Origin of the sequence: Paludicola sp. MB14-C6 (assembly GCF_030908625.1) — a bacterium.
Lineage (GTDB): Bacteria > Bacillota > Clostridia > Oscillospirales > Ruminococcaceae > Paludihabitans.
Window position 1 is genome coordinate 1,486,379 of sequence record NZ_CP133133.1, and the last position, 20,135, is coordinate 1,506,513.

Annotated in this window: 20 protein-coding genes; 13 read left to right on the top strand and 7 right to left on the bottom strand. The window is 32.4% G+C overall.

The genetic code is table 11. The features are described 5' to 3' along the window. Positions 1–132 precede the first annotated feature (132 nt). From dnaN to RBG61_RS07240, 10 genes are all read left to right on the top strand, one after another. A complete protein-coding gene (gene dnaN, locus RBG61_RS07195; protein ID WP_307942236.1) occupies positions 133–1,245 on the top strand; it encodes a DNA polymerase III subunit beta in 1,113 nt (370 codons plus the stop codon). 13 nt (positions 1,246–1,258) lie between these two features. Continuing rightward, complete coding sequence (locus RBG61_RS07200) at positions 1,259–1,480, top strand: RNA-binding S4 domain-containing protein (RefSeq protein ID WP_307942237.1); 222 nt, start codon at positions 1,259–1,261, stop codon at positions 1,478–1,480. Positions 1,481–1,490: 10 nt separating this feature from the next. Then, complete coding sequence (gene recF / locus RBG61_RS07205; protein ID WP_307942238.1) at positions 1,491–2,615, top strand: DNA replication/repair protein RecF; 1,125 nt, start codon at positions 1,491–1,493, stop codon at positions 2,613–2,615. An 11-nt stretch (positions 2,616–2,626) separates the two neighbouring features. Then, positions 2,627–2,902, top strand: a complete 276-nt coding sequence (gene remB, locus RBG61_RS07210) for an extracellular matrix regulator RemB (protein ID WP_307942239.1) — start codon at positions 2,627–2,629, stop codon at positions 2,900–2,902. Positions 2,903–2,929: 27 nt separating this feature from the next. After that, on the top strand, positions 2,930–4,861 hold the full coding sequence (gene gyrB, locus RBG61_RS07215; protein WP_307942240.1) for a DNA topoisomerase (ATP-hydrolyzing) subunit B: 1,932 nt from the start codon (positions 2,930–2,932) through the stop codon (positions 4,859–4,861). A gap of 26 nt (positions 4,862–4,887) precedes the next feature. After that, positions 4,888–5,577 (top strand): YcxB family protein, encoded by a 690-nt coding sequence (locus tag RBG61_RS07220; RefSeq protein WP_307942241.1) that lies wholly within the window; start codon positions 4,888–4,890, stop codon positions 5,575–5,577. 116 nt (positions 5,578–5,693) lie between these two features. Next, on the top strand, positions 5,694–8,219 hold the full coding sequence (gene gyrA / locus RBG61_RS07225) for a DNA gyrase subunit A (RefSeq protein WP_307947217.1): 2,526 nt from the start codon (positions 5,694–5,696) through the stop codon (positions 8,217–8,219). Between the two features lie 98 nt (positions 8,220–8,317). Beyond that, positions 8,318–8,923, top strand: coding sequence for a carbohydrate-binding family 9-like protein (locus tag RBG61_RS07230; RefSeq protein WP_307942243.1), 606 nt, complete (start codon positions 8,318–8,320; stop codon positions 8,921–8,923). A 108-nt stretch (positions 8,924–9,031) separates the two neighbouring features. Continuing rightward, the gene (locus RBG61_RS07235) at positions 9,032–9,907 is read left to right on the top strand and encodes a leucine-rich repeat domain-containing protein (RefSeq protein ID WP_307942244.1); all 876 of its coding nucleotides are present in this window, start codon (positions 9,032–9,034) and stop codon (positions 9,905–9,907) included. Positions 9,908–9,948: 41 nt separating this feature from the next. Continuing rightward, the gene (locus RBG61_RS07240) at positions 9,949–10,470 is read left to right on the top strand and encodes a hypothetical protein (protein ID WP_307942245.1); all 522 of its coding nucleotides are present in this window, start codon (positions 9,949–9,951) and stop codon (positions 10,468–10,470) included. A gap of 21 nt (positions 10,471–10,491) precedes the next feature. Here RBG61_RS07240 and RBG61_RS07245 read toward each other — a convergent pair whose 3' ends face one another. The 4 genes from RBG61_RS07245 to RBG61_RS07260 form a co-directional block, all read right to left on the bottom strand. Next, complete coding sequence (locus RBG61_RS07245) at positions 10,492–11,244, bottom strand: hypothetical protein (protein ID WP_307942246.1); 753 nt, start codon at positions 11,242–11,244, stop codon at positions 10,492–10,494. Continuing rightward, positions 11,244–12,110, bottom strand: a complete 867-nt coding sequence (locus RBG61_RS07250) for an ATP-binding cassette domain-containing protein (RefSeq protein WP_307942247.1) — start codon at positions 12,108–12,110, stop codon at positions 11,244–11,246. Before RBG61_RS07250 ends, RBG61_RS07245 begins: the two co-directional genes overlap by 1 nt. Then, positions 12,107–12,475, bottom strand: coding sequence for a GntR family transcriptional regulator (locus tag RBG61_RS07255; protein ID WP_307942248.1), 369 nt, complete (start codon positions 12,473–12,475; stop codon positions 12,107–12,109). The genes RBG61_RS07250 and RBG61_RS07255 overlap by 4 nt, the downstream gene beginning before the upstream one ends. A gap of 144 nt (positions 12,476–12,619) precedes the next feature. Beyond that, entirely contained in the window at positions 12,620–13,693 is a 1,074-nt protein-coding gene (locus tag RBG61_RS07260) for a family 20 glycosylhydrolase (RefSeq protein WP_307942249.1), read from the bottom strand. Between the two features lie 174 nt (positions 13,694–13,867). Between RBG61_RS07260 and RBG61_RS07265 the strand changes: the two genes are divergently transcribed. Continuing rightward, the gene (locus RBG61_RS07265; protein ID WP_307942250.1) at positions 13,868–14,500 is read left to right on the top strand and encodes a DL-endopeptidase inhibitor IseA family protein; all 633 of its coding nucleotides are present in this window, start codon (positions 13,868–13,870) and stop codon (positions 14,498–14,500) included. Between the two features lie 43 nt (positions 14,501–14,543). Here the strand turns inward: RBG61_RS07265 and RBG61_RS07270 are convergent, their stop codons facing one another. Together RBG61_RS07270 and serC are read right to left on the bottom strand one after the other, a co-directional pair. Further along, a complete protein-coding gene (locus RBG61_RS07270) occupies positions 14,544–15,701 on the bottom strand; it encodes a phosphoglycerate dehydrogenase (protein WP_307942252.1) in 1,158 nt (385 codons plus the stop codon). A gap of 84 nt (positions 15,702–15,785) precedes the next feature. Further along, positions 15,786–16,865, bottom strand: coding sequence for a 3-phosphoserine/phosphohydroxythreonine transaminase (gene serC, locus RBG61_RS07275; RefSeq protein ID WP_307942254.1), 1,080 nt, complete (start codon positions 16,863–16,865; stop codon positions 15,786–15,788). 376 nt (positions 16,866–17,241) lie between these two features. Here serC and RBG61_RS07280 point away from each other — a divergent pair, with 376 nt between their 5' ends. Further along, positions 17,242–17,931: a M23 family metallopeptidase gene (locus tag RBG61_RS07280; protein ID WP_307942255.1), complete on the top strand. Its 690-nt coding sequence runs from the start codon at positions 17,242–17,244 to the stop codon at positions 17,929–17,931. A gap of 122 nt (positions 17,932–18,053) precedes the next feature. Beyond that, a complete protein-coding gene (locus RBG61_RS07285) occupies positions 18,054–19,496 on the top strand; it encodes an IS1182 family transposase (RefSeq protein WP_307942256.1) in 1,443 nt (480 codons plus the stop codon). Positions 19,497–19,527: 31 nt separating this feature from the next. Here the strand turns inward: RBG61_RS07285 and RBG61_RS07290 are convergent, their stop codons facing one another. After that, on the bottom strand, positions 19,528–20,133 hold the full coding sequence (locus RBG61_RS07290; RefSeq protein ID WP_307942257.1) for a hypothetical protein: 606 nt from the start codon (positions 20,131–20,133) through the stop codon (positions 19,528–19,530). Positions 20,134–20,135 lie beyond the last annotated feature (2 nt).

Genomic DNA, 20,135 nt, shown 5'->3' on the forward strand with positions numbered 1-20,135 from the left:
ATAAAACCTTGTAAATGCTGCATTTGTACCACTTATTAACAACATCAACAGCCCCTACTACTACAACTACTTATTAATTAATTTTTATATTATTAATATATCATTTTATCGATTAACAAAAGGAGTATCATTATGAAATTCACTTGTGAAAAAAGCTTACTAAGTGAAGCGATTAACAATGTAATTCCAGCTGTCTCTTCTAAATCAACTCTCATTGCTTTAGAAGGAATTCTATTATGTTGTAAAGACAACACGCTCAATATAACCGGTTACAACCTAGAATTAGGAATTATAAAAAAAATTGATGTATCAGCACATGAAAATGGTAATATTATTTTAAATGCTTCTTTGTTGTCTAATATTATTAATAAAATGCCAGAAGGAATCATCAGTTTTCAAACAGATGAAAAATTACTTACTATTATTCGTTGTAAAGATGTAGAATTTACCATTTTAGGTTTAGATGCAGAAGAATATCCTGACATGCCTACTATTTCTGATGATAAGCAATTAGAAATTCCACATTTCCTATTGAGAAAAATGATTTCACAAACCTTATTTTCCGTTGCACAAACAGATCAAAATCCAATTCATACAGGTTCTTTATTTGATATTGATAATGGAATTTTAAATATTGTTTCTGTTGATGGATATCGTCTTGCTATGCGAAAAGAAAAAGTTCCTGTTACTGATAATTTCAAATTTGTTGTACCTGGAAAAACACTTGGAGAAATAGTTAAGCTAATTTCACGCCTAGCATTAGAAGATGATGAAGAAAAAGTAAAAATAACTGTTTCTAATAAGCATATTAGTTTTACGATTAACGGATATGTTATTATTTCAAGACTTTTAGAAGGAGAATTTTTAGATTATAAAAATGCCATTCCTAATGATAGTCAAACAGAAATTATTACAGATACAAAAATATTTCTAGACAGTATTAACCGTGCTTCTATAATTATCAATGAAAGAGCTAAAAGCCCAATAAAATGTACTTTTGAAAATAATCATATCAAAGTATTTTGTGAAACAGCTATGGGAAAAATCAATGATGCAATTGAAGCAGAAATAGAAGGTACTACTGTTAAAATTGGTTTTAATAATAAGTACATGGCAGATGCTTTAAAAGCAAGTGAATGTGAAAAAATAAAAATACAAATAACAAGTCCACTATCCCCTATGAAAATTGTTCCAATTGATGACGATAGTTTCTTGTTCTTAGTATTACCTGTAAGATTAAAATAGAGCGGAGTGCAATATGAAAGAAAAAGTAACAGTTGAAATTAAAACCGATTTTATTAAGCTGGATCAGCTTTTAAAATTTATAGGTATTGCAGAATCCGGCGGTCATGCAAAAGAAATTATTGCAGAAGGCGTTGTATTCGTTAACCAACAACAATGTACAATGCGTGGTAAAAAAATAAAAGACGGCGATCAAGTGGAACTGGATCAATATTGCTTTTTGATTAAAAAAGTATAGAGGGTTATAAGTGAAACTGAATGAAATAAAATTAGAAAATTTTCGAAATATCGAAAAAATGGTTTGCAATCCCTGTGAAAGTGTCAATATTATATATGGTGACAATGCGCAGGGCAAAACCAATTTAATAGAATCTATTTGGTTGTTTACAGGAAATCAAAGCTTTCGTGGTTCTAAAATGAGTGAGTTAATACAATTCAATCAACAGCAAACCAAGATTACTATTTTATTTTCGGATAAAGAAAGGCAACAAAACGCAGAATTTTCAATTGGAAGTAAGAAAAATATTACGGTTAATCATATTCCTTTAAAAAAGCAATCTGAGCTAAATGGAGTATTTTATGCAGTAGTTTTCTCTCCTTCTCATCTTTCTTTAATAAAGGATGGACCACAAAATAGAAGAAAGTTTATTGACATTGCAGTTTCTCAAATTAAACCTCAATATGATGATTATTTAAGTAAATATGAAAAAATATTAGAGCAACGAAATGCTTTTTTGAAATATTCCAATCGTTATCCTAATTTGGAACAAGATATTGATATATGGGACATTCAATTATCCAAGATAGGAACAATTCTTTCTATTTACCGCAATGATTATATAAAAAAATTATTGTCATTCAGTCAACTAATTTATAAAGGACTCAGCTCTAAAAAAGAAGAGTTTTTTATTCAATATATATCTACAATCTATGAAAATATGGATGAAATAACTGTTTATGACGATAAACAAGTAGAACAATATTACAACAAATTAAAAGAGACGTATCATTTGGATGTAAAATTGGGATATACCACTTGTGGAATACACAGGGACGATCTAGAAATAACAATCAATGGACATTCTGTTAAAAATTTTGGTTCGCAAGGGCAGCAACGCAGCAGTGTTATTGCATTAAAATTGAGTGAAGCCGGAATTTTAAAAAAAGCAACAGGAGAAAATCCTATTATTTTATTAGATGATGTTATGAGTGAATTAGATGAAAAACGTCAGGATTACATTTTAAATCATGTAAAAGAAATGCAGGTTTTTATTACTTGCTGCGATGTTTCCAATACGGAAAAATTAAAAAATGGCAGAGTTTTTCATATACAAAATGGTGAAATAAACGAAGTATATGATATTAAAACATAAGGGTGGATTTTGTGTATTTACATTTAGGTCAAGAAATTGTTGTGAAATTAGATAATGTGATTGGTATTTTTGATTTAGAGAAGTCTTCTTTATCTAAAGATACAAAGCATTTTTTGTCCAATGCAACTAAAAAGAATCAAGTTATTACAGTTTCTTATGAAATGCCAAAATCTTTTGTTGTATGTTGTGATAAAAACGTTACAAAAGTTTATATTTCACAAATTTCGTGTGCGACATTAAAAAAGAGGGCGACTCATTCTAAGCAAAGATTTATCATACAGGAATAAAGCAAAAAAAGCGGAGGTAATTTAAAAGTGGAGAACAATCCGGTAAATTCAAATTACGGTGCAAATGAGATACAAGTATTAGAGGGACTAGAAGCAGTTCGTAAAAGACCAGGTATGTATATTGGTTCTACCGGTCCTCGTGGATTACATCATTTAGTTTACGAAATTGTAGATAACGCAATAGATGAAGCTCTAGCAGGATATTGTGACGAAATAAATGTAGAAATACAACCCGATAATGTCATTAAAGTAAGCGATAACGGACGTGGTATTCCAACTGGAATTCATGCAAAAGAAGGTATTTCTGCTGCTACTGTCGTTTACACTATTCTTCATGCAGGCGGTAAGTTTGGTGGAGGCGGATATAAGATGGCAGGCGGTCTTCACGGTGTTGGTGCGTCTGTTGTTAATGCATTAAGTGAATGGCTTGAATTGACGATTTATGATGGTGAAAATATTCATTTTCAGCGTTTTGAACGTGGCCATTATGATAAACAATTAGAAATAATCGGAAAAACGGATTTAAAAGGAACTACTGTTGTTTTTAAAGCGGACCATGAAATATTTGATGACACAAATTATGAATACGATATTTTATTAACTCGTCTTAGAGAACAAGCATTTTTAAATGCTGGTATTAAGATTGTTATAAAAGACACTAGAGATAGTGCAAATATTGCTACAGAAACTTTATGTTATGAAGGCGGAATTAAGAGCTTTGTAGAGCACATTCATAAAAGAAAACAGCTTGAAGTATTACATGATGAAGTAATCTATTTATGCAAAAAAGAAAATGATTCTATTGCAGAAGTAGCAATGCAATATAACGATAGCTATAATGAATTGGTTTTATCTTTTGCAAACAATATTCATACTGTTGATGGCGGTACCCATGAAACAGGCTTTAAAAATGCATTAACACGTGTTTTTAACGACTATGGTAAGAAATTTAATCTCTTGAAAGAAGGAGATAAATTAAGCGGTGAAGATGTTCGTGAAGGACTTACTGCTATTATCAGTATCAAATTAACGGAATGTGAGTTTGAAGGACAAACCAAAGGAAAACTTGGAAATGTAGAAGCAAGACCGTTAGTTGAAGGAATGTTAACCGAAAAGCTAACAAATTTCTTTGAAGAAAATCCTGCAGTTGCAAGATCTATTTTTGATAAAGCAATTAACGCACAACGTGCAAGAGAAGCAGCAAAGAAAGCAAGAGAATTAACCAGAAGAAAGTCAGCTTTAGAAACGGCTTCCCTACCGGGTAAATTAGCTGACTGTTCCGAACGTGATCCTCATTTAACTGAAATATATATCGTCGAGGGTGACTCTGCGGGTGGTTCAGCAAAAAGTGGACGTGATAGAAGGTATCAAGCAATTCTTCCTCTTTGGGGTAAGATGTTAAACGTTGAAAAATCAAGATTGGATAAAGTTTATGGTAATGAAAAGCTAATGCCAATTGTAACCGCTTTAGGAACAGGCATTGGAGATGAATTTGATTTATCTAAACTTCGTTATGGTAAAGTTGTAATTATGGCCGATGCCGATGTCGACGGTTCCCATATTAGAACGTTGCTTCTAACCTTTTTCTTCCGTTTTATGAGACCTTTAGTTGAAGAGGGCCATATTTATATTGCACAACCTCCTTTGTTTAAATTAACCAGAGGTAAACAAGTTAGGTATGCATATTCCAATGAGGAAAGAGATAAATATATCGCAGAATTAGGCGGAGAAACGAAAGCAAAAGTTGATATTCAACGATATAAAGGTCTTGGAGAGATGGATCCCGAACAACTTTGGGAAACAACGATGAATCAAGAAAATAGAATTATTATCAAAGTTGAGTTAGATGACGCTGCTCGTGCTGATGAAATTTTCTCAATTTTAATGGGTGATAAAGTACAACCAAGAAGAGAATTTATTGAGCAAAACGCAAAATATGTTAGTAATTTAGACGTTTAATATTAGAAGATGGAAGGAGTATGTTAATGGAAGATAAATACGAAAAATTAGAACAAGAACTTGAGCAACAAGAAGAAGTAACGCTGACTGAAAAAGAAGCTTTAAAGAATCCGCAAAAAGAATTTACAGGCGGAATTGAAACGGAAGAATATGATGTTGTTCCTAAATTTACAGCCTCTTGTGAAGAAGATTTAAAAGACAAAGAAGGAATAAAAATCGAATATTCCTTTAATGGAGAAGAAGTAGCGGAAGGCTTAAAAATTTATCAAAAACAAACGATATATAAAAGAAATTTAATTTATACCGGTATTTTGTTTGTTATTTTTGTTCTGTATGTATTTTCAATTGCAAAAGATCCATCACAAACTCTATCCATTTTTCTTGCAACTATGTGTGTAGTTGTTGTAGCATATATTTGGTTTTTACCAGCTAACCACATTAAAAAAACAGCAAAAGCAGCCGATGAAACTGAAATGAGATTTCAAATGACCATTTATGATAATTGTATTAAAATTGGTGAAGATACGGCTACTTATATTTTAAATTACAATAAAGAAATTACGAAAATATTTGAAACAGTCAAATTATTTGTGATTTGTGCGGGAAAAGAAAGAATTTTCATTTTGCCAAAGCGTTGTTTGAAAGACGGAGAAAACACCAAAATAAAAGAACTCTTTCAATTGACAATGGATGATCAATATTTTAAAAAGTTTTAAAAGAAAGACAAAGCAAAACTTTTTTAGTTTAGGCTGAAAAAGAATATTATAGAGGTGAAACAATTTTGTATATAAACGAAGGCACTAAGGTAATTCCGGTTGATATTGAAAAGGAAATGAGAAAATCTTTTTTAGATTATTCCATGTCCGTAATTGTATCTCGTGCATTACCGGATGTGCGAGATGGATTAAAACCTGTTCATAGAAGAATTCTTTATACGATGTACGAAAATTCTCTTTATCCGGACAAGGCATACAGAAAATGTGCAGATACAGTAGGTTCTGTTTTGGGACGTTATCATCCGCATGGTGACGCCTCTGTTTATGATGCTTTGGTAAGATTGGCACAAGATTTTTCTTTGAGATACCCGTTGGTTGACGGACACGGTAACTTCGGTAGCGTCGATGGTGACCCTGCGGCTGCTTATCGTTATACAGAAGCTCGTATGAGTAAGATTTCAATGGAAATGCTTACTGATATCGATAAAGATACGATTGATTTTCAATCAAACTATGATGATCGTTTACAAGAACCAGTAATGCTTCCTTCTCGTTTTCCAAACTTATTGGTAAACGGTTCAACAGGTATTGCTGTTGGTATGGCTACCAACATTCCTCCTCATAACTTAACTGAGGTAATTGATGCGGTTAATTTACTCATAGACAATCCGGATGCAGATTTATTTGAGATTATGGAATACATTAAGGGACCTGACTTCCCTACTGCTGGTATTATTATGGGTTATTCCGGAATTCGTGCAGCTTATGCTACCGGACGTGGTAAAATTACGTTACGAGCAAGAGCAGAAATTCAAGAATGGAAAAATAACCGTTATAGAATCGTAGTTACCGAATTACCATACATGGTGAATAAAGCTAGGTTAATTGAGAATATTGCAAACTTAGTGAAAGAGAAAAGAATCAACGAAATTTCTGATTTACGTGATGAATCAGACCGTAATGGTATGCATTTTGTTATTGAATTAAAACGTGATGCAAATCCACAAGTCGTTTTAAATCAATTGTATCGTTTTACACAATTGCAAGATACCGTTGGTGTTATCATGTTGGCTCTTGTAGATGGACAACCAAAAGTGTTGACCTTAAAAGAGACACTACAACACTATATTCACTTCCAATCTCAAGTTATTCGTCGTCGTACCGAGTTCGAATTAAGAAAAGCAAAAGAAAGAGAACATATTTTAGAGGGCTTAAAAATTGCTCTTGATTATATTGATGAAGTAATTTCCATTATTCGTAGTTCAAAAGACCAACCGGATGCGAAAGAAAAGCTAATGGAGCGTTTTGGATTATCCGAAATTCAAGCAACTGCGATTGTACAAATGCGTTTAGGACAGCTTTCTGGCTTAGAGCGTCAAAAAATTGAAGATGAATTGGCTGCATTATTACATCGTATTCATGAATTAGAAGAAATTTTAGCGAGTGAACATCTTGTTCTAGAGATATTGAAAAAAGAAATTAATGAGTTGAAACGTCGTTTTGGTGATGAAAGAAGAACAGAAATTCAAACCATTAGCGGTGAAGTAGACATAGAAGATTTAATTCCGGAAGAAGATTGCGTTGTAACTCTTACTCATTTTGGTTACATGAAACGTCAGCCTGTTGATGTATATAAGTTGCAAAAACGTGGTGGTCGTGGAGTTTCAGGTATGAAACAACGTGAAGAGGACTTTGTTGAGGAGCTCTTTATTTCATCTACTCATGAAAATGTATTGTTTATCACAAATAAAGGTAGAATGTATAAACTAAAATGCTACGAGATTCCGGAAGGAAGTCGTACTTCTCAAGGAATGAATGTTGTAAACTTATTATCATTAGAAGCTGATGAAAAAGTTGCCTATATGCTAAAGGTAAAAGAATTTGATGAAGATAAATATTTGGTTATGACAACCAAAAAAGGTTTGATTAAGAGAACCAAACTGGATGCATATAAAAATGTTCGTAAGAATGGTTTGATTGCAATCGGCTTAAATGATGAAGATGAATTGTCCTCTGTTCGTTTAACGAATGGTGACAGCGAAATCTTAATTGCAACCAAAAATGGTATGTCTATTCGTTTGGATGAAAGAGAAATTAGACCGTTATCTCGTAGTGCAAGAGGCGTTCGAGCAATTAAGCTTCGTGAAGGCGATGAAGTAGTTAGTATGGCACGTCTTCGTGAAGGTGCTACCGTTATGACTGTTACTACAAAAGGTCAAGGCAGAAGAACGCTGATTGAGGATTATCGTTTACAAGCTCGTGGTGGTTATGGTAAGATAAACTACAAAACAAGCGACGTAAAAGGTGATGTTGCGGGAATTAAAGTAGTCGATGAAAATGAAGATTTAATCTTAATTGCAGACGATGGTATTATTATCCGTATTCGCGTAAGCGATGTTAATGTAATGTCACGTTATGCCGGAGGTGTGCGCGTAATGCGTTTATCCCCTGATGCAAGAGTTGTAACTTTTGCAAGAGCTGAGCATGACGATGAAGAAGAAATTGAGGCGGTGGATAATACTGCTGTTGATGAAGATGTTAATATGGAAGAATTAGAGGCTCTTGAAAAAGAACTGGAAAAAGAAGAAGCTACGTTAACACCTGAAGAAGAGATTGAAGAAACCGAAGATACAGAAGAATAACCAAAAGGCACTCATTTGAGTGCCTTTTGACATATAAACTTGACAACTAGAAAAACAATCGGTATGCTAATATTAAAAAGAAAGAAAGAGGGTAAAGTATGGCTTACGTAATAAAAACAATTGATGATATTTCTAAGGTTAGCGAAGGAAATGTTGCAGAAATTAACGTCTATAATTGGGGCTGCGAATATAGACCATATGCACAAGGTAAGCTTTGTTTTATAAAAGATCAAGGCTTTGTGGTAGAGCTTCTTTGTAAAGAAAGCAATCCAAGAGCAGTTTATGTTGAGCAAAATACATCCGTTTGCAAAGATAGCTGTCTTGAATTTTTTGCAAATTTTAAACCGTTAAAGGAAGGTACCGGTTATATAAACTTTGAATGTAATGCTAACGGTTCGTTGTTATGTTGTTATGGTTCTTGTGTTGAAATACGTAATACCGTTATCGAACTCGGCGCTGAGCATCCAAAAGCAGAAGTATTTCAAACAGAGAGTGAATGGGGTTACCGTGTTTTTATACCACTTTCACTGATTGAAACGATATATGGTGAAGCAAATTTTAAAGTGGGAGACCATATTAAAGGAAATTTCTTTAAATGTGGTGATGATACGGAGCATCCGCATTATGGAAGCTATACAAAAATAGAATTTTCTTACCCTAGTTTTCATCGACCAGAATTTTTTGCAGATATGATTATAAAATAAATTAAAATAAATAACCCACCTTTATTAAAACAAAAGGTGGGTTATTGTTGCATAAGTGGTAATAAGTCGGTATAATTAAAATATAATGTTATATTTTGGAGTGGTTTTGTGAAAGATAAAAATAAAAAATTGGTACATAGCTGTATTATTGTTTTAGGAATTTTACTATGGGGAATAATAGTTACTATTGTAATTCTAAGTACAAAACATTTTACTAATAAGGTAATTGGAAAAGAACAGTCAATAAATCAATTTAATTTATTATTACATAGCAATGATGTAATTAAATGGTCAGATCAAGGCTTTGAAAATGTGATTAGATCAATACTTAATAAACCAAAAGGTGACATAACAATTGGTGATTGCCGCAAAATACATAAAATAATTAATAATAATCAGCAAATTACTAATTTAAAAGAAATTAAGTATTTTCCAAACTTGCAAGTTTTAGTGCTTGGCAAAGGCAATATTAGCGATATTACTCCTTTAAATAATTTAAAAAAACTTAAGTTACTAATAATAAATAATAATAGTATTAGAGATATTACCCCTCTTTTACATTTAACCCTTTTAGAAACACTTGATCTTAGTAATAATGAAATTAGTGATATAACACCAATTACTAATTTAACTTTTTTAAAAAGTCTTAGTCTTAGTAATAATGAAATTAGTGATATAACACCAATTACTAATTTAACTTTTTTAAAAAATCTTAATCTTAGTAATAATCAAATAAATAACATAACTGCTATTTCAAAGTTAGAAAAAATTGAGACTTTGTGGTTGGATAATAATTCTATAAATGATATAACACCAGTTTCAAAACTTAATAATCTTGTTAGTTTGGGGGCTTCAAACAATAAAATTAGAAACATTGTTTCAATTTCAAGCTTAAATAAATTAGATATTGTTTTTCTTGATAACAATCCAATAGATAATTGGGAACCAGTATCTAATATATCTATTGTAATAGGAAGACCATAATAGATAAAAGTATTGGTTAATTGGGAGTGTGGAGTGGTTCTATGAAAACGAAAAAAATAGTTTTATATTCAATAATTGTACTCGTTATTCTCGCGACTTTATTTTCTATGATACCAATTCATATTCAAAGAGAAATACCTGCTGTTTATTATAGGACAGATAATACAAATTATGAGGTAAAAACAACAATTCGCCTAGATGGTTATCTCTTTCATTCACCCTTATTTTTTCGAAAGAAGTATACAGGAAAGTTTATCGTAGATGATATAGCGTTTACAAAAAAAGAAGACGCAAAAACGGAATTTGTAATGGATTCGAATTCAAAGAAAAATGGAGCAAATATTTCTATATGCTATAAACAAAATGGCGAATATACTTCTCCAAATCTAGGTATGCTCAAAATGAAAGGAAATTTGAAAGAAATTAAAATGCTAGTTTGGGAACCCATGGACAATAGCAACCAAAAAACGTCAAAGTATCTATTTTTAGTTGCTCCTGCATCCAATAAAGAAGAAGCAACTAAAATTGCAAATGAATTTAAAAAGACAAATGAGATTTTTTAAAGAAGGACAATTAGGTCAGTTTTAGTGTTGTTTCAATGGAGCTTTTCGGATTAAAAGAAATGAGAAGAATGCAAAAAATAAAATCATGACAGAAAAAGTTATGAATGAAATTGACGGATTAGCACGTATAAGTCTTGAAGATGTATTTATATCATATGTAACACCTAAAAGAGTGAGCAAACATTCCGAAAAATCAGGATTATAATGGGTTGAAGTGTAGTGGGAAATAATTGGAGTTACAATAACATAAAGCAATGGTATACCAAAAGAAACAATATATTTTAAAAGAGTGTTCATTCGATAATATAAAAGCGTAATGAAATAACCAAGGGAAGCAACAGCAATATGTAATAAGAATAACCAGATAAAGCTGAGGATGAGATCTGCAGTATCCATTCCACGACCATATAAAGAGCCATATACCGTTTCAAAAGTAATAAAACGTGGGATGACAATTGCATTAATTATATTCGTCAATGAGAAAAGCAAAGAAATTGGAATTAAGCAAGCAAAGAAGCTTGTAAAAACTGTTTTTCTAGAACTACCGTTTGACAATTGGAAAAGAAAAGGAGATTTAAAACTGTTGAGTCCCATAATGAAAATAAAAACAAGAGATGCAAGTTCGACTTTTTCAAAGGGATAATTGAAAAAGCTAAATTTTAAGATATTCATAGAGATAAAAAAAGCAAAAAAACCATAAAAAACAATATAAAAAATAGAAATAGGCAAGAGTTTATCATGCAAGTTGTATTTGATACATGGTTTCAGTTTCATTAGATTTCTCCCCTTTCGTCATTGGTAAGCTGAATAAATAGCTTTTGTAAATTTAAACTACTTACTTCCAGTTCAGTTGGTATTTGCTGTGTTTTATTATCGCCAATTAGATAAGCGGTTTTTAGTCCACCAAGAGTATCAATAGATAAAACTTGTTTTTCTTTAATATATTCATCTACTGCAGTTGCCTTACCTGAAACCGCATATCCCATAGCAAGCAGTTCTTCAGTTGGCTTATCAAAAAGAATAGCACCGTTTTTTATTAAAATAACTTGCTCAATTAAATCAGATATTTCTTCGATAATGTGAGTAGAAATAACAATGGTACAAGGGCGTTCGCTATAGGTTTGAATGAGTAACTTATAAAATAAATCACGATGGTTAGCGTCTAATCCCAATACAGGCTCATCTAATAACAAAATAGGAGCGTTGCAAGATAATGCAAGAACGAGTTTGAAAATTGATTTATAGCCTGTAGAGAGCGACTTTATTTTTTTAGATGGAGATAATTGAAACTGCTTACTTAGGTTTTGAGCGTATTCTAAATCAAAGTCTGGATAAAATTCTTTTGTCCATCGAAAAACTTCAGAAATCTTCATTCCATCTGGGTATAGCATTTGTTCGGACATACAAAATATTTTGGATAATGTTTTATCATTTTCAGTTACATTATCACCATCAACTGTGATTGATCCCTCTGTTGGAAATAGCTTGTTAGTCATTAGGTTTAATAGTGTTGATTTTCCTGCACCATTTCTTCCGAGTAAACCATAAATTTTATTTTCTTCTAAGGTAAGAGTTACATTATTCAGAGCAACAACAGTATCAAATTTTTTTGTTATATTGCAAATTTGAATTATGCTCATTTTAAAAACCTTCTTTCTATCATAGATAAAATTTCATCTTTGCTAATTCCCAATTTTTTCGCCTCTATTAGTAATGTATCAATGTAGTTTTCTAGAAAATTCTGTTTGTGCTTTTGTTGTATTAATGTTTGTGCTCCTGACGATACAAACATACCAATGCCTCTTTTCTTATAAAGAATACCCTCATTAACAAGAAGATTGATTCCTTTTAATGCAGTTGCAGGATTTATTTTATAGGTAACAGAAATTTCGGTTGTAGAAGGTATTTGTGTTTCTTCTTCAAAAGCGCCCGAAAGAATGGCATCTTCGATTGATTCTGCTAATTGAAGATAGATTGGCTTTTCACTCTCAAAATCTAAGAGCATATAGTGACCTCCTTATAGTGTTATATAGTTAATTACGTATGCAACTAACTATATAACATAATATAAAATTTGTCAACCAATATTTGCAAATAAAACAAAAAACCAAAGAAATTTTATCTTTGGTTTTTTAAATATTTCTAAATCTTATTTTCTAAAGTATTTCCCTTTTGGAACGATTGCTTGAATGCATCGACCTACTTCACTTGAGTCCCAAGGATTATCACTCTTACCAATAGTACCATTCATACCACCTAGAATTTCATCTGCAAGTTTATTGGTTAAAGGTGTCCAATGGGTAATGAGCAATCCACCCAATTTTCCAGGCCAATGATTTTTTTTGCCTAAATAAATATATTCTAAGCAATGTTTCCAAAAGTGGGCTGCTTGTTCATCATTAGCTCCAAATGAAGCAATCGTATGAAAACCGGCTTTCATGAATTGTTCCACAGACGGATATCCGTGACTATGTAAATCATAATGCCAATCTGTAATAACAATATCACGTGTGACTTTATCTTCCATATCAAAAGCAGGGTACATTCCAAACTTATCAGCTTCCCACATATTCATGCCTAATTTTTCAGCATTTAATAAGCGGTCACCCCACATCATTGTTTCAATTCCCTTTTGTGACAAATGGTTATGTAGAATTCGCACAGTTCGAGCAAAGAGTTCTGCTTTATTTTTTCCTTTACAAAGCGGGCAAGAGTCTTCACCAATTTCAAAGACTTCATCTAAACCAATATGAACCACATCCGCATCAAGTGCTTCAATAATTTCGTCCATCATTGGAAAGATATATTGATAAATATCGTCGTTAGAAGCACACCAACTATGACAATAAATATCAGGCCATTCCCCGCCTTCTATAAAGTCTTTTTGTTCAATGAATTCAGGGTGTGCCACTAAAAGTGGCCATGGCTTTCCGTCTCCGAAATTTTCGCATTGATGACTTAAGCATTGAAATAACGGAATTACTTTGATGTTTTGTTCATCACATGTTTCTTTAATAAACTGCAAGTCTTCGTAAGTTACCGTTCCATTAGAATATTCTGGGAAGCAACGGTATGAGTATCCTGGGTTTAGCTCTAATATAAGCGCATTAAATCCCATTGGTGCTAACCCTTCGTGAATTAGCTTTATGAGTCCGTCAACTGCTTCGTGATTTCCAAAACGAGTATGAAAACCAACAAAAGCATTCTTTTTGTCAATTGCCATCTTAGATTTCTCCCCTCTTATATTTAGTTTGATTATAGATGATGTGAAACAATAAAGCAAGGGACAATTAAAATAAAAACATGTTAATATTGTAAGTGAAATGGTTAATATTGTAATTGGTGTGTAATTGAATATAAGCAGATTAAAGAGCATAATAAAATCAGGAGGGATCATATGAAAAAATTCACTGTACTTCTAATGATAATTACATTTTTGTTATGCTCTTGTCAAGCAAATGAAAAGGTCAATACCAATAGTAAGGAAAATACATCAAGCCAAAAGAAAACGCAAACGGAAGATTTATCTAGTAGTAAAGAGAATGAAACTGAGCTTATCATCCCAAAAACACCTCTTAGTAATGAATTGAATCAATTATTTGAACAAGGGCTAGAGGTATATAGATGGTTTAATATTTCTATAATGGGAGATGGACAAGGAAAACCAGTTATTAAAGGTGAACTAACTTATTATCCTGTAAATAATGAGAGGTTTCCGACTTATGAAAGTTGGTATCAATATATTAATTCTGTTTTTAGCAAAGAGATGATAGATCACTATTTATCAAAAAATTATTATATCAATATAAAAGGTCAGCTATATGGAGTAATGGCTGACAGAGGAGGCAATATTTTTTATAAATCACATAAATATGAGCTAGTTAGTCAAACTGAAAACAAAGTTGAATTAAAAATCATTGGAATTTATAATGAAGGGACTGGAGAAGAGGATTATTATAAAGAGTATACAACTATTTTTGAAAAGCAAAATGGAAAATGGATTATAACCCAATTTGAATTTTGGTTATAATAAAAGCCCTGCTAGATTACTAGCAGGGCTGTTCTCATATGGACTATATCACTCTTACGTTAATAACACCGTCGATAGCATTAATTTTTTCGATTGAACTTTCATCAATTTTACCTTGTACGTCAAGCATGGTATAAGCGTAATCGCCTCTTGATTTATTTAACATATTCTCGATGTTTACTTCGCTTAAGCTTGTTGAAATTTGAGAAATAATTGTTTTAACATTTTTATGAATGACACAAATTCTCGGCATAGTCACTTTTCCCATATTAGCTTCCGGAAGATTTACAGAGTTTTTAATATTACCGTTTTCCAAATAATCAATCAGTTGAATTGCCGCCATTCTTGCACAATTATCTTCTGATTCAGGTGTAGAAGCACCTAAGTGCGGGAATGAAACAACTCCAGGATGATCAAGCATTGCATCAGTTGGGAAATCGGTTAAATATACTTTTACGAGTCTTTCATCTAAAGCTTTTAGCATATCTGCTTCTTCAACTAATTCTCCTCGAGAGAAGTTTAAGATACGAACACCAGATTTCATAGTCGCAATGGAAGAAGAGTTAATCATACCCTTGGTTTCTTTATTGCAAGGAACGTGAATGGTAATGAAATCACAATTTTCATATACTTCTTTTAAAGTTTTTGCATGAATAATAGATTGAGATAATCCCCAAGCGGCATCAACACTAATATATGGATCATAGCCGTAAACAGTCATACCAAGTTTTTCAGCAGCATTTGCAACTAAAATACCGATAGCACCAAGGCCAATAACGCCAAGTTTTTTGCCCATTATTTCAGGACCTACAAATTGTCCTTTTCCTTTTTCAACTAGCTTCGAAACGTCTGCACCGCTTCCTTTTAAGGTTTTTACCCAATCCATAGAAGCAGCAACTTTTCTTGCAGACATAAATAAAGCAAGAAGAACAAGCTCTTTTACAGCGTTTGCATTTGCACCAGGGGTATTAAATACAACAATACCTTTCTCAGTACATTTTTCTACGGGAATATTGTTTACACCCGCACCTGCACGAGCAATTGCTTTTAAGGAAGATTCAAACTCCATTTCATGCATAGATGCAGAACGAACCATAATTGCATCGGCATTTGTAACATCTTCACCCCAGTTATATTTTGCACGATCAAAATTATCTAAACCGGCAGGAGAAATTTTATTTAATGTGTTAATAGAAAACATAGTTTATTATCCACCTTTCATTGTAATAATAAGGGCGAAGATGTTTCGCCCTTATTATTTTATTATTATTTTTATAAAAAAGATTTAGTTATTTGCTTCAAATTCTTTCATAAAATCAACAAGTGCTTGCACACCTTCAACTGGCATAGCGTTATAGATGGACGCACGCATACCACCAACACTTCTATGTCCTTTTAGATTAACAAAGCCTTTAGCTGTTGCTTCTTTTACGAATTTTTTATCTAATTCTTCGTTTCCTGTAATGAACGGAATATTCATTAAAGAACGATCCTCTTTTACAACTGTTCCTTTAAACATTTTAGAATTGTCTAAGAAATCATAAAGCAAATTTGCTTTTTTTTCGTTGATTTCTTTCATTTTTTCTAATCCGCCAAGGTCTTTAATCCAATCTAAAACAAGTTTACAAATGTAAATTGCATAAGTTGGAGGAGTATTGTACATGGAACCGTTATCGGAATGCGTTTGATAGTTAAACATAGTTGGAGTAATCTCTTGTGCATTTCCAATGAGGTCTTCACGAATAATAACAACAGTTAAACCTGCAGGACCCATATTTTTTTGTGCACCGGCATAAAGAATTCCAAATTTTGAAACATCAATAGGCTCGGAAAGAACACAAGAGCTGACATCTGCAACTAATGGAACATTACCTGTATTCGGAAGTTTTGTAAAACGTGTTCCGTAGATTGTATTATTCATACAGATATGAAAATAATCTGCATCTTTATCGAATTTGCTTTCATCTAATTGCGGTATGTAGGAAAAAGTTTTATCGGCAGAACTTGCAACTACATTACAAGCGCCAAATTTTTGAGCTTCTTGATAAGCTTTTTTTGCCCATTGACCGGTAATTACAAAGTCTGCTTTTTTATTTTTGTTCATTAAGTTTAATGGAATCATTGCGAATTGAGAGGAGGCACCGCCTTGTAAAAATAAAACTTTATAGTTATCAGGGATGTTCATTACTTCACGTAAGGAAGCTTCACATTGGTTAATAATTTCCTCATAAACTTTAGAACGGTGGGACATTTCCATAACAGACTGTCCGCTTCCATTATAATCAAGCATTTCCGATGCAGCTTGTTTTAAAACGCTTTCAGGTAAAACAGATGGACCGGCACTAAAATTATAAACTCTACTCATATTGACAAAGCTCCGTTTCTGTCGCTGTGCTTCGACGAAAATTAAATTTTTATCGCGGCCTGTTTGCACAGGTAATATAGTAACAGGCTATTTTTAACAGAGATTGTTAAAAAAAGAACATATTTTAATTATATTTTTAATTTGGTTAATAGTCAATACATAAACTTAAAATTTGTATTAAAAATTTTAAGTGGTAAAGTATTAACGTATTAAAATATCGGTTTCAATAAATTGGCAAGCAAAATAACGGCATAAACATTTCAAAAGTAGGCAAAACTATAATATACAAGAAACAATTTTAAGTTGAGTGTAAGAAAATATAAAATAAACAAAAAGCTCAATGATTTCGGCAATTTTAATAACAGGAGGAAAACAAATGAAAAAGGCGAAAATAGGAAAAGCAAGCACAAAGTCTTTCTTTTCTGGAAAAGGCTTTTATGTAGCACTTGCAGTTAGCTTGATTGCAATTGGTGGTGCAGCATGGTTGGGCCTAAATTCAGCAATGAATAAATTAGACAAGAACAATACAATGGATTTAGACAAAACTCCATCTCAAATTCAGGATAAAGATGATGAATGGGATATTCCAAAACAAGTTACAAAACCACAATCTGATGTAAATGCAACTGTTTCAGATAATGCCTCAAATGTTGTTGCTAAAGAAAATTATATTCTTCCGTTAAAAGGCACTGTTGCAAATGCGTATAGCGGAGATAAAGTTGTAAAATCAAAAACATTAGATGAATGGGTTATGCATACCGGTATTGATATTAAAGCGGCAGTTTCAACACCGGTTAAAGCAATTGCTTCAGGTGTTGTAAAAGAAGTGAAAAATGATGATATGTGGGGCACTTGTGTTGTAATTGATCATGGTAACGGAATTGTAAGTCATTATTATAACCTAAAAACAGCAGTTAATGTAAAAGTGAAACAAGAAGTAAAACTTGGAGATGTTATTGGCTCAGTTGGACAAACAGCAGATATTGAAAGAGCTGAAGAATCTCATTTACACTTTGCAGTACAAAAGAATGGCGAATGGATTGATCCGCTCAGCATTATTAAATAATATATTCATAAAACCCAATGGTTTATTCCATTGGGTTTTCAGCTTGTAGAAAAAGTCTCCTAAATTCGATGATTTAGGGGACTTTTGACGCGAAAAATGGTATAATTAAATAGGGTGATTAAATGTTAGTTAAAGCTAAAAAAGACCGAACACAAGTAGAGTTTTTGTGCTTAGAAGAATTTATTCCAGCAGAACATTTGCTTAGAAAAATAGATAGTGCAGTGGATTTCTGTCATATATATGATTTCGTAGAGGATTTGTATTGTAAAGATAATGGAAGACCAAGCATAGACCCAGTAGTACTAATCAAAATGGTCTTAATACAACATTTGTATGGAATAAGTTCGTTGCGCAAATTGGTAGAAGAAGTACAAATGAACTGTGCATATCGTTGGTTTTTAGGATATTTAATGACAGAACAAATACCTCACTTTACAACAATAAGTTATGCCTTTAAACATAGATTTAACGAGAATACTATTGCATGCATTTTCAACTGGATATTGAATGAAATCAATGATATGGGATATCTTGACCCAGAGGTGGTATTTGTAGATGGAACCCATATAAAAGCAAATGCAAATATAAAAAAGGTTGTAAAGAAATCAATCCCCGTAGCAGCAAAACATTATGAGAAACAACTAATGGACGAAATCAATAAAGATAGAGAAGAACATAAAAAAAAGCCATTTGACGATACAAAGCCACCTAAAATAGAAGAAAAAATCATCAATGAATCAACCACTGACCCTGAAAGCGGTGTATTTCATAAAGGAGAGCATAAGAAATGCCTTGCTTATGAAGCACATACAGCTTGTGACAAAAAAGGCTACATTGTAGATGTTCATGTAACAGCAGGCAATGTACATGACAGCGTAGCATTCGATGATTTGTATGATAAATTAAAAGAAAACCACCCCGAAATCCAAACAATAGTGGCAGATAGTGCCTACAATACTCCCTATATTGCAAAAAGACTTATAGATGATGGAAAAGATTTATTAGTACCATATCGTAGACCAATGACAAAACAAGGCTTTTTTAAGAAATATGATTTTTCATATGATGAATATTTTGACTGTGTAGTATGTCCAAACAATAAAGTTTTACACTATTCCACCACGAATAGAGAAGGATACAAAGAATTTAAAAGCAATCCAAACGACTGTAAAATCTGTGGGTTTCGTTACAAATGCACTGAAAGTAAAGAATTCCAGAAACAATACACAGTTCATGTTTGGCATGAGTACTTAGAGCAAGTTTCAGATATTCGTTATGCAATAAAATACAAAGATCTTTATGCACAGCGAAAAGAAACGATTGAGCGAGTTTTTGCTGATGCGAAAGAAAAATACGCAATGCGTTATACACCTTATCGAGGTCTTGCCCAAGTAACAAACTGGGTTAGGCTTAAATTTGCGTGCATGAACCTTAAAAAGCTGGCAATACATAAGTGGAGGGTGAACTCTCCTTTTTGTATCCTTTGCACTTTTTTCAAATTTTCAACCATATATTCAAAAGCCCGACTTTGGTTACGCCAAAATCGGGCTTTTTCTTCAGACTGAAAACCCAATGGTTTATTCCATTGGGTTTTGTTTATAGTTGTCCTATTTCTTTAAGGTGATGTGCATATGCTTGAAAGCGGAATGATTTGGTATCAATATCCTCTTTTGAAACCCCTGTAAAATAGAGTAAATCAATTGTAATATCGTCAGGTGCATTTCTTACTTCAATATATTCCGTAATAAAATCTACTCTGACATTAATCGGTTCATTCGAATCTGTTTTCATTTCAAACTGATGCAAATCTAAATTTAGTTTTTCAATTGGATAATTTAAAGCTTGTTCCCAAGAAGTATCGCATTCAAAATAACGTTTACGCTCTTTCTGTGTTGGATTTTCAGAAAGTGGTTTTGGGTATGTTATCAAATGAGAATAATGATTTAGAATAATCTGTGCTTTGGTTGTTTTAAAACGAAATGGATCTATTTCAGTTTCTTTTGCATTATATTTTTTTTCTAAATAGTGTCCAATTTCATTAAAAGGTCGAGCATTTGGTTGTATTTTCGTTGCCGCATATTCTAAAAAAGCATTATTCTGTTTTTCTCTTTCAGGGTCAGCAGGACCGTCAGCGCCTACAATAAAACCAATACAACTTGCTCCATTTTTTCGTTTACTATATATTTTTTGAAATAGATTCATTT